Origin of the sequence: Pseudomonas sivasensis (genome assembly GCF_013778505.1) — a bacterium.
Lineage (GTDB): Bacteria > Pseudomonadota > Gammaproteobacteria > Pseudomonadales > Pseudomonadaceae > Aquipseudomonas > Aquipseudomonas sivasensis.
On record NZ_JAAOWU010000013.1, the window covers coordinates 1 to 17,253 of the forward strand.

The 17,253-nt window shown below is 57.2% G+C and carries 11 protein-coding genes; 7 read left to right on the top strand and 4 right to left on the bottom strand.

All coding sequences use genetic code 11. The features are described from left to right. Positions 1-128: 128 nt before the first annotated feature. From G9Q84_RS19900 to G9Q84_RS19910, 3 genes are read left to right on the top strand one after another with little or no spacing between them, the layout of a single operon-like run. Positions 129-1,037, top strand: coding sequence for a fimbrial protein (locus G9Q84_RS19900; RefSeq protein WP_242461465.1), 909 nt, complete (start codon positions 129-131; stop codon positions 1,035-1,037). Positions 1,038-1,044: 7 nt separating this feature from the next. Next, positions 1,045-1,512, top strand: a complete 468-nt coding sequence (locus G9Q84_RS19905) for a fimbrial protein (RefSeq protein ID WP_181643963.1) — start codon at positions 1,045-1,047, stop codon at positions 1,510-1,512. After that, the gene (locus tag G9Q84_RS19910) at positions 1,509-1,997 is read left to right on the top strand and encodes a fimbrial protein (protein WP_181643964.1); all 489 of its coding nucleotides are present in this window, start codon (positions 1,509-1,511) and stop codon (positions 1,995-1,997) included. The genes G9Q84_RS19905 and G9Q84_RS19910 overlap by 4 nt, the downstream gene beginning before the upstream one ends. Before the next feature lie 5 nt (positions 1,998-2,002). Here the strand turns inward: G9Q84_RS19910 and G9Q84_RS19915 are convergent, their stop codons facing one another. The 4 genes from G9Q84_RS19915 to G9Q84_RS19930 all read right to left on the bottom strand — a co-directional run bounded on the left by G9Q84_RS19915 (position 2,003) and on the right by G9Q84_RS19930 (position 9,711). Next, the gene (locus tag G9Q84_RS19915; protein ID WP_032888855.1) at positions 2,003-2,650 is read right to left on the bottom strand and encodes a response regulator; all 648 of its coding nucleotides are present in this window, start codon (positions 2,648-2,650) and stop codon (positions 2,003-2,005) included. A 28-nt stretch (positions 2,651-2,678) separates the two neighbouring features. Then, positions 2,679-5,576 carry a hybrid sensor histidine kinase/response regulator gene (locus G9Q84_RS19920; RefSeq protein ID WP_181643965.1) on the bottom strand — a complete coding sequence of 966 codons (2,898 nt, stop codon included), beginning with the start codon at positions 5,574-5,576 and terminating at the stop codon, positions 2,679-2,681. A gap of 125 nt (positions 5,577-5,701) precedes the next feature. After that, entirely contained in the window at positions 5,702-6,901 is a 1,200-nt protein-coding gene (pvrR, locus tag G9Q84_RS19925; RefSeq protein ID WP_032888851.1) for a response regulator cyclic di-GMP phosphodiesterase PvrR, read from the bottom strand. After that, positions 6,898-9,711, bottom strand: coding sequence for an ATP-binding protein (locus G9Q84_RS19930; protein ID WP_099601419.1), 2,814 nt, complete (start codon positions 9,709-9,711; stop codon positions 6,898-6,900). The genes pvrR and G9Q84_RS19930 overlap by 4 nt, the downstream gene beginning before the upstream one ends. 163 nt (positions 9,712-9,874) lie before the next feature. On the opposite strand from G9Q84_RS19930, the gene G9Q84_RS19935 reads away from it, so the two are divergent. The 4 genes from G9Q84_RS19935 to G9Q84_RS19950 all read left to right on the top strand — a co-directional run bounded on the left by G9Q84_RS19935 (position 9,875) and on the right by G9Q84_RS19950 (position 16,545). Further along, on the top strand, positions 9,875-11,062 hold the full coding sequence (locus tag G9Q84_RS19935; RefSeq protein ID WP_032888847.1) for an MFS transporter: 1,188 nt from the start codon (positions 9,875-9,877) through the stop codon (positions 11,060-11,062). Between the two features lie 160 nt (positions 11,063-11,222). Then, positions 11,223-12,062: a lipopolysaccharide kinase InaA family protein gene (locus G9Q84_RS19940; RefSeq protein WP_122755759.1), complete on the top strand. Its 840-nt coding sequence runs from the start codon at positions 11,223-11,225 to the stop codon at positions 12,060-12,062. An 852-nt stretch (positions 12,063-12,914) separates the two neighbouring features. Next, positions 12,915-14,243: a hypothetical protein gene (locus tag G9Q84_RS19945; protein ID WP_181643966.1), complete on the top strand. Its 1,329-nt coding sequence runs from the start codon at positions 12,915-12,917 to the stop codon at positions 14,241-14,243. Positions 14,244-14,304: 61 nt separating this feature from the next. Beyond that, a complete protein-coding gene (locus tag G9Q84_RS19950; RefSeq protein ID WP_181643967.1) occupies positions 14,305-16,545 on the top strand; it encodes a hypothetical protein in 2,241 nt (746 codons plus the stop codon). Positions 16,546-17,253: the final 708 nt, after the last annotated feature.

A 17,253-nucleotide genomic window follows, 5' to 3' on the forward strand; every position in this document is an offset into this window, starting at 1 on the left:
ATAACCAGCCGTGGTGCAGCCGCGAATTGAAACTGGACGATAAAGGGCCTGCCGAGGGTGGGATTACACAACTGAACATTCAATGTGAGCGCGCGGCCGGTGGGTCGGGTGCCAAGGATTCGTAAGTAATGATCATGAAAATCAAGCCTGGAAACTGCTTGCTGAAGCTCATGACACTGGTGGTACTGGGTTGGCTGTCGCCTCAAGCACAGGCTTTCATCAGTGGAAGCATAAAATGCTCTCTCTCGGGCTATCCATCCAACGGTTACGAATTCGCCGCCGGAGCCGAGATGAAAGTCCCATTCAGCGGTACCTGCACAGCGGTACGTACCTACCCGTCTGGCGCAGGTACCAATTTGGAAATCACGGCGATTTCCGGAACGTCCCCCGCTAACCTGCAGGTCCTGGACCCCTATAGCAACACCTATATGCTTCAACTGCCGCTGGGCAGTTGGGGAGCCGCATGCTTGGGTGGGACTTGCGCGCCCATACTCGCCGGACGCTCGGTTTCTTACGTGTACTACGTAGTGGGAACCGCCCCGAGTACGCCGGGCCGGCGCACCGCGAGAGTGAAGCTTGGCATGACCTCTACAGGTGGTTGGCAGGCCTATGCGGAATGGTTCCATGAGTGGCTATTCATCTACAACGTCCGCGCCGTCAGTTGCAGCTTGAGTTCTCCGAGCGCCGTCAACTTGAAATTCGGCACTATCAGCAGCGCTAATCTCAGCGCCGTTTCGCAGTCGACCAGCGTGTCACTCAATTGCCCATCGTCGATGCGCGCCAACGTGACCTTGACGCCGAGCCAGTCAGTGGTCAGCGCCAATACCGGTGTGTCACGCACCACGCTTGCGGGGCTGAACATGCAGGCTATCTGGACCGACAGCGGCAACCCGGTGGTTTTTACCAGCCCGCGCGCGATGCAACTGAGGGCCGGCAGCAACAGCGTGAATTTGAGTTTCAAGCCGCAACTGGAGGCTGGGAAATCGCCTGCCGGTGCGTTCCAGAGCCAATACACCCTGAACATCAATTACCAATGAGGCTTTCATGAAAACGTCATTGCTCGCCCTGGTACTGCTCGGCACTGCCGCCCAGGCCGCCGACACCGTGAATATCACCGTAAGCGGCACCCTCACCCGACCGCCCTGCGTACTGACTTCTGGCACCTCCCTCACGGCAGCATTCGGTAATGTGCGCACCGACCAGGTCGCCACCACCGATACCGTAGCGGTTCCCGTGAAAATGACCTGCCCGGCTGGCTCATCGCTGAACGTAAGCTTCGCTTCCAGCAAAGGCACGCACACCGACACGGTGGCCAAGACCACGGTCGACAACCTCGGCGTTTCGCTGTTGTGGGCAGACAATACGGTGGCCAACCTTAAAGGCACCGCCAAGGCCTACAGCAACCTGAGCGGCAACGTCGACATCAGCCTCAAGGCGAAGCTGATCGCACAAGGCACCCTGACGCCGGGCGCGTTCACCTCGTCGATCGTCATGACCATCAACTACCTATGAAAGCGCTTATCTGGATACTGCTGGCGGTGACCGGCACGGCGGTTGCGCAACCGGCGGATGAGGCGAAGATCGATGTCAGCGGCAAGTTGATCGCGCCGCCCTGCACACCACGTTTTCCCACCTCGCAACAGTTGAAACTGGGTGACGCCAACCTCAACCAGTTGGTCGATGACAGCGTCGCCGCTACCGACGTACCGCTGATCTTCGACTGCCAAGCTGACAGCCAGGTGAGCCTGACGTTTTCAGCGGGGTTGGGCAGCGCTGACAACCAGACCCTGCTCACCAATCGCGCTGGTCTGGGACTGCGCCTGGGGCTGTTGAATAAAAGCGCGAAGGCCGATTTCAGTCTGGGAGAAACCAGCAACTGGACGGTGGAAAAAGAACCATTGGAACTGACCCTACGAGTCAAGCCGGTGACCGTGGGCGAACTGCCCGAAGCGGGCAGCTACAGCGCAACGCTGTTGATGCAGATGACGTACCGCTAACCCCCCTACTGAAACTGCCGGGCCTCGATGCAATAGGTCAGCAGCGCCTGATCACTGTCCACATCCAGCTTGCGCATGGCCGAGATCTTCTGTGCGCTGACGGTCTTGTTGCTGCGGCTCAATTGCCTGGCAATGTCGCTGACACTCATCCCCGTGACGAATAAACGCAGCACCTCCATCTCCCGCGGCGACAAGCTCTGGAACCGCTCCTGCACCTGAAACCCGTTGCCCACCACCGACGTCGCCGCCGGCATCGGTGCCCGGTAACTGCGCTGGGCACTGATGGCGCCCAGGGCTTTCTCGATTTCACCGTGCAGGTGGTTCTTCTGGATCACGCCGGCCACGCCCAACTCCTGCAAACGCGTGAGGATCAGGCTGTTGGAGATCATGGTCAGCACCAACACTTGGGTCTCGGGGAAGTGGCGCAGGATGTACTCGATCAACTTCAGGCCATCGCCATAAGTGTCATCGCCGGGCATGTTGAAATCGGTGATCAGCACTTGCGGCCGATGGCTGCGCAACTGCTCGATCAACTGCGTCGAACTGACCGCCTCGCCCACCAGGCGGTAGCGGGCGTCGCGCTGCACGATTTCGCGCACGCCCACCAACACGATGGGATGGTCATCGGCTATGACGACGTTCATGTCTCGCATGGTTCAGCTCTCTTGTAGGGGGCGTTCATCAGGTGGATGACTCGGCCAGCAGGCACTGCGCGACGGCCGTCAAGCGCGCGCACAACACACGGATCTGCGTGGTGGCATGGCTGTCCAACGGGCCATCGTAGAGGGTGTTTTCCCATGTCTGACAGGCGTTGGACAACAGCCCGGCGCGCACGCTGGCCAGCGCGCCGTTGAGGCTGTGCAGGCGTTGGCGCACCCGATCGGAGTCGCCGGCGTCCAGGCCCTGTTCAATGAGTTGCACGTCGACCAGCAGGGTCTCGCCCATCAGTTTGCGCATGGACGGCGACAGCTCGATCCAGCCTTCGCGGTCGCGGTCCGGCGCCGGTGTCGTCAGGGCCGTGGCGCGCCTGCAGTGCGCCATCAACGCCTGGCGCAACATGCTCAGGCTCAGCGGTTTGACCACCCAGGCATTCATGCCCACCGCGAGGCAGCGTTCGCCTTCCTCGCGCAACGCATTGGCGGTGACGCCGATAATCGGCACCTGCACGCCCTGTTCGCGCAAGGCGCGGGCCAGGTCGTAACCATTGAGGCGCGGCATGTTGATGTCGGTGATCACCAGATCAAAAGGCTGCGAGCCCCAGATCTGCAACGCATGCTCGCCGTCCCGCGCCACGGTGGCCTGGGCCCCGAGCGCTTCGAGCTGCTCCTGCAATACCGCCTGGCTGACCGGGTTGTCTTCGGCCACCAGCACCCGCACGTTCAGGCACGGCGCATCCAGACAGGGCGAGGCCAGCGCCGGGCTGATGGCTGAGGGTACAGAAGTGAGAATCGGCAAGGTAATGAACAGCGAAAAACTGCTGCCAAGGCCCGGTTCGCTGACCACGCGCATGCTGCCGCCCATCAATTCACTGAGGCGCGAGCAGATCGACAGCCCAAGGCCCGCGCCATTGCCATCCTGGCCGCCGGCCACTTGGTAGAACGGTTTGAAGAGCTGTTCCACGGCCTTTTCCGGAATGCCCACGCCGGTGTCGGTGACTTGCCATTGCAAGGCGACTTCCTGCTCGAACAGCTGTTGCACGGTGAGGCGCAAACGCACGCGGCCGGAGTCGGTGAACTTGATCGCATTGCCCAACAGGTTGTGCAGGATCTGCCGAATGCGCCCGGCATCGCCGCGCAGTTGCTGTGGCACCTGCGGGTCGATCTCGGCGTCAATCTGCAAGCCTTTGTTGCGCGCCGTGGCGGTGAACGCCAGCACCGACTCGTCCACCAGTTGATGGGGGTCGAAGGCAGCCGCCTCCACCGCCATTTGCCCGGACTCGATCTTCGACACGTCGAGCACGTTGCTGATCAACTGGAACAGCACAGTGGACGAGCCCTGGATGATTTCCAGGTACTGACGCTGGCGCTCGCTCATGTCGGTCAGGGCCATCAGCTCTAGATTGCCCAGCACGCCATATAAGGGGGTGCGGATCTCATGGCTCATGGTCGCGAGGAACACCGTCTTGGCCTCGTTGGCGGCGGTGGCTTCCTGGCGGGCCTGGTTCAGTAATTGGGCTTCGTCCACATGCCGCGTGATGTCGTTGCAGCCGCAGAGAAACACGTCATCGCCCTCGTAGCGCGCGGCCACCACCACAACCTGCAAATAACGGCCGTCCACCGCCAGGCACATTTCGCCGGGGGTGTCGGCGCCGTCGTTGGCCTTGAGTACCGCCAGCAAGGACGCGGTGCCGCCCAATTGCAGGGCGCGCTGGTTCTCCAGCAGCAGTTGCGTGTCGCTGCGCCGCACCACGCACAGCCCGGCCGGGGCGTTGTGGAGCATGATGCGGTTGAACGCTTCGCTCTCGAACAGCCGCTCCTGAGCGCGCTGCGCCGGGATGACGATGCGCGTCTTGTACCAATGATTGATCCACCAACCCAGCAGCATGGCGGCGAGGAACGTGAGGCCGAGACCGAGCAGCGGCCATTTGGCGTAGCGCAGGAAGTCCTGATAGGTGATGGCGTACAAGCCGGTCCAGCGTTCACCGCCCGCGCTGGTCATCTTGAAGCGCAAGCCCTGGCGGCTGAAGCTCAAGCCCATCGGCGCCATCCGTTCGTCGCCGAGGCTGCCGAGCAACACGTCGCCCTCGGGCGCGATCAGGGTGAACTGGTTGTAGACCGACAGTCGCAACACCCGCTCGAACTCATCGACCTGGGACGTATCCACCACCGCCGCCAAGGCCAGCAAGCCCTGGCCTTGAGCAGCCGGCAACACAGCGCCGGGCACATCAAGACCGATCATGGCGACCACGCTGCGGCTGTCGTGATACAGCTGCGACGGCGCGCGCATCCAGCGCACGCGGCTGTCATTGAGCAAGGCGGCCTGACGCTGTTGCAATTCATGCAAGCGCCCGACCACCTCGCGGTACTGTCCGGGCAACAACGGCTGATGCTGGCGTAGGCCGCCAATGCCGGGCACAGCTAGGCTGGTGAGGTTGTCAGGGGTGAGCACGAACAGCTGTGGCGATGCATAAAACGAGCTGGCCCAATATCCGCCGTAGTAGTCGGTCAATTGCACGCCAAATGCCAGCGCGCGCCGTGTGTCATCCGCCGATAAGCCGGGATCATGGGACAAGGTGAACGGCAGCGAGAGCGCAAACCCCTTGGCCTGCAACACCACCTGCCCTGCGTCGCGCTGCACCTCCACCACCGACGTCGATTGCACCGCCGGCAACGGCGGCGAGTTGCGCTGGCTGTAGCCGCTGGCCACATTGCGCAGAAACGCCTCATGCTCATGGATGATTTCCACCACACGGGCAAAGTGAAACTGGATCTTTTCCTGTTCGGCTTCCAACAAACGCGACACTGCCCAATAGCAACTGCTGGACAGCAGCAAGGCGAGCCCGGTGAGCAACAACAGGGCTTTGTTCAGGCGTTGAGAGCTTTGCGCCAGCTTGTCCAGGCGCAGACTTGCATGTTTCATCGTCAGTACCGCGAAAAGCCTGGAATCAGGACGTAGGGCCTATGCTTCATCCGGCATTGACCGATAACACCCGGCTGACCGGATGACCCTTCCTCTGGGCTTCTTGACTGTGTGACCCCGGCCGTTCAGATAAGTGCTGGCGCAGGGCCATCTTCGATCAACAGCGCGCTGAATTTTTCGGCAGCGACGCCGTGGGAAATCAAGAAGCCTTGCACCTGGTCGCAGCGAAAACGCCTCAGCACCGCCAGCTCAGCCTGGGTTTCGGCGCCTTCGGCGATGGTCGTCAGGCCCAGTTTGCGGCCCAGTTCGATGATGCTTTGCAAGGCCGACGCCAGGTGTTCGTTGTCTGCACAACCGTGCACCAGTGAGCGGTCGATCTTGACCTCGTTGAACGGCGTAGACACCAGGTTGAAGTAAGAACTGAAGCCCTTGCCAAAATCATCCTGGGCCAGACCGAAGCCCATCAGGCGCAGGCGACATGCTCCAGCGTAGTAGTTGCTGGCCAACTGTGTGGTGGAGCTTTCCATCAGTTCGAAGGTGATTTGCCGGGGCTCCGCGTCGCGCTGCAGCACTTGGGCCAGCAAGCGATCGACCAGGTCGCACTGGTCGAGCAGATGGGTTGGCAGGTTGATCGATACCGGCAACCGGTAGCCGAGCTGCGCCCACTGGGCCTGGGCGGTCAGGGTCTGGGCGAGGATGCAGGACAGCAGTTGGGTTTCCAGGCCCTGGCGTTCGATCTCGCCGAGAAACTCGGCGGGCATCAGCAGGCCCTCCTGCGGGTGGACCCAGCGAGCCAGGGCTTCGGCGCCGACAATACGCCCGTCGTGCAGGGATTTCTTGGGCTGGAACCAGGCCTGGATCTCACCGTTGGTCAATGCGCGGGCCAGGGTGTCCCGCGCCAGGTTGACGCCGCGATGGCAACACGGCGTGCGCGCCTGTTCAGCCAGCCGGTCGAGGCAATCGCGCAGGCTGCGCACCTGCGGATCGCTGATCGGTTTGGACAGTAATCCAGCCACCGTCAGGCCCAAGTTGCCCGCGACCTCCCCGGCCCCCACCAACATGCGCCGCGAAGCCACACTCATCAGCGCCAACGCGGGCGGCGCCTGCAGGCCGGCCAGTTGCTGGATCAGTTGCACACCGTCCATCCCCGGCATCATCAGGTCGCTGAGCAACAGGTCGTAATGCTGGCTGGCCAGGCGCTGCAACGCGGTGGCGCCATCCCAGACCGCGTCGACGTCAAACCCGCCGATGGCCTGGAACACGTTGATCAGGTACTCATGCTGAAAGGGATGGTCTTCCACGATGAGCACGCGATAGGCACTCAAGGCTCGCTCCTTTGAAAGCGCTGCAGGCACTGATAGAGCGCGCGCAGGGTAAACGGCTTGACCAGGCAGTGGTCCATGCCGGCGCTGAGGCAACGCTCGGCTTCGTCGAGCATCGCGTTGGCCGTGGCGCCGATGATCGGCAGCGAACAGCCCAAGCGGCGAAGTTGTTCGGTGAGTTCGTAGCCGTTCATGCGCGGCATGTTGACGTCGGTGAGAACCATGTCGAACGGGCGTTCGCCCCACAACGACAGCGCTTCGATACCGTCGCCGGCGAGCACCACGGTGCAGCCGAGTTCTTCCAACTGATCGCGCAGGATCAATTGGTTGATCAGGTTGTCTTCAGCCACCAGCAGACGCAGGTTCAGGCTGACCTCGGCGGGCGCCTCGCGGGGGATGGGCGACAGGTGTTCCTCGATGCCCTGGGCGCGGCTGACGGCACGATTGAGCGCGTGCAGGTTGTTCAAGCCGATCTGCCAACACGCGCCCGGTCCCAGCGAGACGCCATGCTCATCAGCCGACGCAACTACCCGTGGGCCCGACCAGCGAAGCCGCGCAGCATCGACCGCGCCAGGATAAAGCTCGACCAGCACCGCGCCGGGGTCTGTGGCGACGGATTCGGGCACGCCCAATTGCGCCCGCGCACCCCAGCGCCGCAACCAGCCGCCGATGCTCTCGGCCAGTTCGCGTACCGGTGACACCACATAGACCCGCTCGCCCAACAACGGCAAGGCCCAGGGTTGATCGTCGGTGACCTGCTCCAACGGCAAGTTGAAGGTAAAACTGCTGCCCAGGCCCGGCTCGCTGACCACACGCAACGTGCCGTTCATCAAGTGCACCAGGCGCTTGCAGATCGACAGCCCGAGCCCGCTGCCCGCCACCACATTGGCGTTGCCGCTGGCCTGGAAGAACGGCTCGAACAAATCGGGCTGGTCGTGCGCCGCAATGCCTTTGCCGGTGTCGACCACCTGCCACTGCAACATGCTGCGCTCGCCCTCACGGCTTTCCAGGCGTAAACGCAGGACGATGCGCCCGCTCTCGGTGAATTTGAGCGCGTTGTTGAGCAGGTTGTTGAGGATCTGCCGAATCCGTGTGACATCGCCGCGCACGCGTTCGGGGGTGTGCGGGTCGAGGCAACTGAACAATTGCAGGCCCTTGCTCTGGGCGGCACCGGCGTAGCCTTGAATCACTTCCTGCACCAGTTCCAGCGGAGAAAACACCGTGAGTTCCAGGGACAACTGCCCGGCTTCGATCTTGGAGACATCCAACACGTCGCAGATCAATTGCAGCAGGTTCGCGGAGGAACCTTCGATGGCATTCAAGTAGCCGCGCTGCTGGTTGTTGAGCTCGGTGCGGGCAAGCAACTCCAAGGTGGCCAGCACGCCATACAACGGCGTGCGGATCTCGTGGCTCATGGTTGCGAGGAACAGGGTCTTGGCCTCGTTGGCCGCATCCGCCAGGGTTCGCGCCTGCTCCAGCGCCAACTCGACCTGTTTGCGCTCGCTGATGTCGCTGAAGGCACAGATCAACACTTCTTCACGTTGGTAACGGGTAGGTGCAAAGCTCAGGAACAGGTGGCGACCATCGGCCATCTGCAACTCGTCGGTGCTGCCGTGTTCGGCGTCATGGAAGGCACGGCGAACCCAGTCGAGACACAGTTGTCGGCGCTCCTGGCCCTTGCCCAGCCATTGGCGCGACAACGGGTTTTCCAGCACCACTTCGCCGTCACTGCGCCGCAGCACGCACAAGGCCACCGGGGCGATCCGAATGACCGCACTGCTGAACGCTTCGCTCTCCACCAACGCTTCGATGCGATTGGCCGCCGGGATGATCAGGCGCTGGTCGATGCGCCGTACCAGGCGCACCATCAGCAGGCTCGCCAGCGCGCACAGCAGCAAGCAGACCAGCAACGGCAGCGCCAGGCTGGGCAACAGCGAGCTCAACTCCAGGCTGTAGACGATCTGCCAGTGCGAATAGCCCAAGTGCTTGCGGATCGCCAGGCGGTCGGGCAACCAGCGGCTGCCTTCCCAGCCGAAACTGGCGGTGGAGTGATACTGGCGCAACACCTGCGCCGCCGCCGGTTGATGGGGCGCGCTGCTGAAAATCAGCTGGCCCGCGCCGTCGAGCAACATGAAGTCGCCGGCCTTCTCATGCTGCAAGGCGTTGATCAGGTCCGGTCCGTCCACCTCTAATCCAAGCCAGCCCGATGAAGGACTGCGCTCGTCCAGGCGCGTAAAAATGTACAGCGATGAATCCAGGCGACTCTGCTCGGTCAGCCACAGCTCATCGCTGACCGACACCTTGCCGGTATCCACCGCCATCAAGCGTTTCAACACCGACTCCGGTACGGCTCCCGGCGCTTCGCCCACGGTAAACAGGCGCTCGACCAGCGGCGTGGCACGCTGCGGCACGTAAATCAGGTTGACCTGGTTGGCCTGCAAGTAATCAAGCATGCGTCGGGTCAGCCACAGGCTCCAGATATTGCCTGCTTCACCGAGGGTGATATGCACTTCTTCGGCCGGCACTTCATTGAGATTGCCCACAGGCGGCGTCTTATGGCTGACGGTGGACAGGCCGAGGCTCTTCAACAGCGTCTGGCGGCTGACGAAAAAACTCTGTGCGTCGGAAATCGCCTCGTTCATATAACTGCGCCGCAGCGAAATTTCCTCGCTGAATGCCGCACGCAGATAACTGTAAGCCCCCACATAAACGCCGAGCACCAACGCAAAGGCAAACAAACGCAACAACTTGCGGGCTGCCTTGGGCGTCGAGAAGGTTGAATCGAGGGGTTGCAGGAAATGTTTGAGTTTCATCGCCCAAAGGTTAGGGATGAGCAGGAGCCGGGTGAATAAGACGGATCTCAAAGGCCGGCGCCGCGATGGGATGGAACTCAGGCGTAATCCGCTGTTCTAGACTCCTTCGTGGCCGCCTCGTTAGGATCGGCGGCTCGTCTTTCCCTCCTGCACAGAGCGATCCATGTCTATCCAGCAAACACCCGGGCACGTATTGCCCGCGCGCAGCGCCGCCAAAATGGAAGCCGCCATGGCCGTGGGCGCTTTCGCGATCGGTACCGGCGAATTCGCGATCATGGGCCTGATGCCCGACATCGCCCAGAACCTGGGGTTGAGCGAACCTCAGGTCGGCCACGCCATCAGCGCCTATGCGCTGGGCGTGATGGTCGGCGCGCCGCTGCTGGCGATCCTCGGCGCCAAGCTGCTGCGCAAACATATGTTGTTGCTGTTGATGGGCTTGTACGCGCTGGGCAACTTCGCCACGGCATTCACGCCCACCTTCGGTTCGCTGGTGGCGTTCCGCTTTATCAGTGGCCTGCCCCACGGCGCCTATTTCGGCATCGCCGCCGTAGTCGCCTCCAGCATGGTGCCGAACGACAAACGCGCCGGTGCCGTCGCCCGCGTCATGATGGGCCTGACCTTGGCCATGCTGCTCGGCAACCCTATCGCCACCTTCCTCGGCCAACACCTGGGCTGGCGCTCGGCGTTCGCGCTGGTCAGCGTGATTGCGCTGTGCACCATCGCCCTCGTCTGGCAATTCGTGCCGCACCGCCATGACGAAGAACGCAGCGACCCACGCAAGGAACTGCGTGCCTTCACCAAACCCCAGGTGTGGATGGCACTGTCCATCGGCGCAATCGGGTTTGCCGGGATGTTCTGCGTGTTCAGCTACCTGGCACCGACCATGCTCGAAGTGACCAAAGTCTCGCCACAGTGGATTCCCTTTGGCCTCGCCGCGTTTGGCGTGGGCGGGATCATCGGCAATATCGCCGGCGGCAAGCTGTTTGATCGCATGCAGTTTCGCGCGGTGGGTTGGATCCTGGTGTGGTCGATTGGCGTATTGCTGTTCTTTCCGTTCGCAGCGGCATCGCTGTGGGGCGTACTGCTGAGCATGGGCCTGGTCGGCACCATGGTGGCGTTGGCTGCACCGTTGCAGATCCGCCTGATGGACATCGCCCACGAAGCGCCAAGCCTGGCGGCAGCATCCAACCACGCGGCATTCAACCTGGCGAACGCGCTGGGCCCGTGGTTTGGCGGCATGGCGATCACGGCCGGGTTGGGCTGGACCAGCACCGGCTATATCGGCGCAGTCACAGCGTTGGCCGGGTTGGGGATCTATCTGATTGCACGACGGATGAAAGGCGGGGAATAAACGAATAGAACTCCTTGAAATCAGGCATCAACGCCAGGAAACGCTCAGATAACCCTACGTGAAAAATATTTCATTTCCAGACAGGTTACGTTCAGGTTGGATCCAATAGATCGTGCATGTAACATGTCTGTAATACTTTTCCGAATGACAAGGATGTGTTTTGAGCTTTCCCGATAGAAATGTGCTTGAGAATTTTCCCGCAACGCTCAATCACGGCAACGCGACGGTGTTCACCACACACACCAGCGACGACGGAGTCCACCAAGCGATTCAGGACCTGATCGACACTCGCCATCAACTCAAAAACCGCATCAGCGCGCCGTTGAAAGGCATGGAGAACGATCTGTTCGCCAAGTCCCAGCCGTTGGACAGCCTGCGTCCTAAACTGCGCGTCACCTTCGGACGCTCCAAACGCGACGGCACATTCGACTGGCCCGTTGAGGAAGTCATCAACACCCTGGGCGCGCAGAAGCGCGGCGCACCGGTCGCCGGACTGCGTGGTTTCGGTTACAGAAAATCTGCGCTTGGCCTAATCCAGGAATTCTTCATCTTCACCGAGATGCTCGACGGTTACCTCAGCGGCCTGGAATGGCTCAAGCAGGAACGCGGCGTCCTAAGCCTGATCACCGCGTCATTCAAATTGCTGCGCGCCCTGCACAGCAAACACATCATCCACATGGACTTCTGGGCCAACAATGTGATGGTCGACCCGCAGCACCCCACGTGCGCCAAGGCGATTGACCTGGAGAACTGCTTCCTCACCCAGACTGACTACCTCACCGAAGTGCTGGCCTTTCAATTCGGCTTCTATTATCGACGCGAGGTCTTCCGCTTTGTGATCGAGCAGGATTACGACCGCATGGTGATGGAAGAACTGGTCAACTATCCCGGTATCGACCGTGCGCGCTTTGACGAGATGTACACACTCAGCAAGCACGAAAACATCAGCCGCCGGGCACGGCGTGAGATTTTCCATAAAGGCACTGTCGAAGTGGGCTGACACAGCCCTGCCTGTAGTAGCAGGCTTGCACAGGGCCGGGCGAGAACGTGTGGGAAATTTCCTGAGGGATTTAGCGGTCTGAGCTGCACAGCCGCCTCAATCTGTATTTACTGAATTCCCAACTCTGTCGAAGGGCCCACTGTGAAATTCATTTGCGCATTCACGCTTCTATTGCTCGCCCAGGCTGCCTATGCGGCCGATTCCCCCGCGAACCCTGATCCCTACGGCGGCCCTGATAAACGCCCAGAGAACAGTGAAAATGTCACAACGTACTTGAACGAAGATGGCTCCTCCACCACCTCGGCAGTGATGGTTTATGGCGATGGCCATAAGGAACACTGCATTATCCAAATGGCACCGCCTGCAGCGACACATCGGCTACCGAAAGTCACCAGCAAGACGTGTAAAAGGATTCACTCGTACTTTAAATAGCGGGCTCGCTGACAACGCTCAGCTTGGTAAAGGCAAGCCAGGCGCTGCGGGTTGGGTCATGCCTGGCCGACAGCTGAGATACATCCCTGATAATCTGCGCGCCATTCGCCTCGTTGGCTCAGATTTCCATGTTGTTACAAATCGCTCTACTTACCCGCCGTTTTTCCGTTGTTCTGATGATGGATTGGAATTACTAATCCTACAGGCCTTGCATTACGTGCATCACAGAGCAGCAATTAAAATCGGGTACCACATTCGTACCATCGGCGCATGAACATTGGCTGGCTTCCTCTTCCATTCACCTAGCCGTGATGGCATCTTGCCTATTTGTGATAGATCTGTAGCGGCGAAATTGGCCCTTTGGAGCCTATCAAGGATTAAATCGGCCACACCACAACAACTCGAATGGATTCATTAGCAATGAAAATGCTTGAAGATATAATTTCTTCCATCACTGGAAACACTAAAACGAGAATTCACGACCCACTAATCGGTGCATTCTTAATTTCCTGGATCACTTGCAACTGGAATCATCTAGCAATTTTAATATGGGGCGAAGGAAAATTATCGGATAGGGTTAATATATTTCATCTTTTTCTATCCGAGAGCAGATTTTTTGAATTAAATACGCTGTTCTTCATTCCCGCGCTTTTAACTACCTTCTATCTTTTTGCGCTTCCTTGGATATCACTCCTGTCAAAATCATCACTAGAGTTTGTCAACAGCAAATTACACAACCAAGCAGTCCATGCAGAACTTAATCAAATAAACTCTCAAAAACAACTCGATGAAGTCAAACTATTATCAAATCCAAACAAACCTTTTTTAGAGGAAAGCGTCAAGCTTAGCTTGAAACGCAGGTTCGAAATTATTGAAAATATTAAAGAACGGAGAATTCGGCTTGCAGCTAAAGCCGCCGCAGCAAAGTCTTCATCGGAAGAAGCCGCGGCCAGAGCGGCAGAAATGGCAAGCAAAGCGAAAATCACTCAGTTAGAAGAGGCTAATAAAACTCGTCAAATAGATTTAGAGCTCAGTCGATTTCAGGTGGAGAGTACAAGATTGAGAGCCCTGCAGGAGTCTCACCGATTCCCCTCGGCATATTTATATATGTCAATGCTTGAAAGCGCCATGAAACTAGACAAAATCTACTTATCTTTAACTACATCAGCAGAAATAGTTGCAGCCATATTCAACTACGAAAACTTTGAAGAGCTAATTAGAGATCAAAGCTTTAACAACGAAGACCTTTCGAAAGTCGAATATTTACTTTGCGACCAAAAGAACTTTGCACTGAAACTGCAGGACATTATAGCTGAAGAACCGACTAAGAATGACGCTCTAACTTCGGACGCTATTTTTGAATATACCAAGCGAATGCTCGATAAATTATCAATAGAATTCGTAACCATTGAAAGCATGGCAGAAAAATGCGTTGATTTTTTTGAAACCAACAAAGATGAACTACTTGCAAACGACGAACTCTCTTCGGAAATTTCAATTTCAAATACAGTCTACGAAGAGATTGAGCTCGAAGACATAGAATTCATAACACATTCAAAAGGTATTACTTCCCTCATCAACGCAATGGCTCGCGGCACGCATTATAAACACGAAGGTGGTCAAGGCCAAAATTTACGAATTTCAGCGGAGGTTAAAAGCGAAGCTGTTGTTGGCAAGAATGCACTGGGAGTTCTCAGCTTTGGAAGCATAGCCGGCAAGTTAGTTGATAGCTATGCAGAAGAGTATTAAGATCCTTTCTCCGATGCAGGGGGAAAACGACTATATGCCTCTAAATTCCAGGTATTAAGGGATGAACATATCAACGCTGCACACCCGATACAAGAAGATTTACGCAGCGAATGTGCTGCGTTTTTTTCGGGTCAAGATTCAATTCGTACAATGGCGAATGCGTCATGGTTTCAAGCTAATGACGCTTTGCTTGCTGGCCGCAGCGCTTTTTACTGTGTTATTGACGCCACACCTGCAGCGCATGACCGGAGACTACTTCAGTCATGAAGACAATTTCGCCGCACTGAGGTCCCTACTTGGCGGCACAGGCGCAGCGCTGATCGGTGCAGCAGCTATTGCATTCTCCCTCATCGTTTTCGCGATGCAAACCAATGTCGAGCGCATGCCACATGGTTTGTTCACGCAACTGAGCTCCGACAAAAGGTTGCTCAGTTCGTTTCTCGGATCATTCCTAAGCGCAATAGCCGTCGCTGGGATGTCACTTATCCCAGATGGAAGCTGGGGCGTTCCCGCAATAGTTGCTGCTATTTGGGGGATCACGCTGATAGTACTGTTGTTTCTGTTTGCATACCGGCGAGCGCTCCAACTCATCAATCCGATCGAGCAACTCGCCATAATGTCGATGACAGCCCAACAGGACTTGCAAAGATGGAGCAGGCTGGCAGATAACGCTGCTCTCCTTTTGGCGGAACTGCTGCCCTCTCCCATCGTTGCAGCTGGAGCGGAACTACCTTTAAACACCGCCAAGGCCAAGTTCTACAAAATCAACTCCAATTGGAATAACAAAGCCAGACAGGCAATCCCTTACGCGATTTCTTACGCCAAGCGCTTCGCGGAACAGGGCGACTATGAGGTAACGGATCATGCCTTCTTGCACCTAAAACTTATAAATACAGCCTATTGCGAAGCGAAACACGGCACCTTCGCCGGAAGCAATCCCCTCTTCGATATACATGGCACCACCGACGGTTTCATCAATACCTCACTAGAACAACTTAGGCAGACTATGAAAGCCGCATTGGCTAAGGGGGACGAACGATTGGCAGAGAGCACGCTGCGTGCAATTGGAGGGCTCTATGAGGTGTACCTAGAGATTGATTATCGAGGGCCCAACAAAAGTAAGCACCATGCGTTAATTGCGTCTAGCTACATGGTATCGGCTGTTAAGACCATAATCCCGCACAACATGCCTGACCTTATGATGGAAGGCATTCGTCTGATGGGTCGCGCATCGAGAATTGCTCTAGACCACACCAGTCCGACCGAAATTATCAGCATTGCTCAAGCAATCGCTACTCTTTCCTACATCGGCGCTGCAAATCCCAGCCATCAGCCCGTAACACTGACTGCATTCGAGCAGCTCGCAGACCTTACGTACGACCTTTTGATAAAGGGAAAGCACGACATTCACGACCCTATCCTTCAACTGCGTTCGGCTGTAACAGAGGCTGCGAAAATGTTTCTGAATACACCCGATACCCCGCTAAGCTCTATGCACCGTAGCACTCTCGGTCCGTACTTTTCGTGTACTAGCGGTTCTTCATTCCGTGGAAAATTCACCCTACTAGTCAAACAACTGCTGGGGGCTCCTGTAGAAGATGCGCACGCCAGCGAAATTATCGACAATATCGAAACGTGGGCAGAGCAGATCTATATCCCGCAGAAAGAACTCTTACTTATTGCTATAGATAAACGATCGTCCTTTACCTTTGATGCCATCGATTGGGTTATTGGGGTGGCTCAAATGCTAAATGAACTATCGAATGCACCCGCTTGTTCAGAGCACGCTCAGGACAAACTGAGAACGCACGCTGTCTGGCTTGTTTCGACGTTGTCATGGCTACCGGACGAGAGGGAATCCGTAATATTTACTCAAAACCACAATCTCTCCGAAGGCCTTTTTGAGGCAGCGTTGGACGGATATCGACAGAATTTCTTAGCGTTCTACGAGGCATGTAAAGAGCTCTTGATGGGATGGGCAAAGAAGGGTGGAAAATACGAAACAGGTTGGGGAGTTCTCGAGACCACAGTCGAAGCGCTGATCGCCTTAGCGATTGAAGAGGGAACCCCTGAGGCCATGGCTACGCTCAAGATAAAACTCCGTCAAATGCTCGCAAGCGAAGGCGCGCCGTCTCTGGAAATACGTACCCGAGCCGCAACCAATTTGGTGGATAACGCCAATAAATTGAGGCGCGCGAGTGGTTTTTGGTCGATCGATCGTACTCTCGCACGTCAGGACAATGTCACAGTGCGCGAAGCGCTGATTGAGATGGCAGGCATTATCAATGTTGAACAGCCCTGACTAAAGGGAACCACATTGAGGACGTTAACTTACGGTCGCTTATCACCGACGCTGGATCGGAACTGCTAATTCTGCGGGCTTTGCACTCCGGTCATTACTGAGCCGCACAGAAAATCCCGTACCACTTTCGTACCCACCCTCGAAACTGGCTCTTCACACCCATCCGCGCACACCACCACGCTGACGTCGTGCCTCAAGGTTCTGTCGCTCCAACCCCAGCACTACTGACAAGCGCATCCTGGCGGCCACAGCCATGTGAGCAAGAGCATCCGCGCGTGCCGGTTATGATTGCATAGAGAAGCTCGCGCAGGCGCCGCGTGCATAGCGACTGCGTTTTTTGGGTTCGTCATCGGAAAAAGGTAAGAGAAGAAATTTCAGCAACTAAATCGGCCATAGGCCTTTATTTCTGCGGTTTTGAGAATAAAGCGGAAAGGTAATATCTAAGTAATAAACAGATTATATAATTACCTCTTATCAAGGTAATATCAATAAATAATAAAAACCTTTAAAATCAACAACCTGATGAAAAATTACTTGAACTATTACTAAAAATAACTAACCCAAGTAATTCACAACCCCCAATGAATCCGGGGCTCACAGGCAACTGCCCAAATCCACATTTCCTAATTACTTTTTTCCGACGTATTTCCTGAAAACGCTTACAGACATCACCAACCCCCTTCAGTTATTCCGCTACCATCGCAGGAT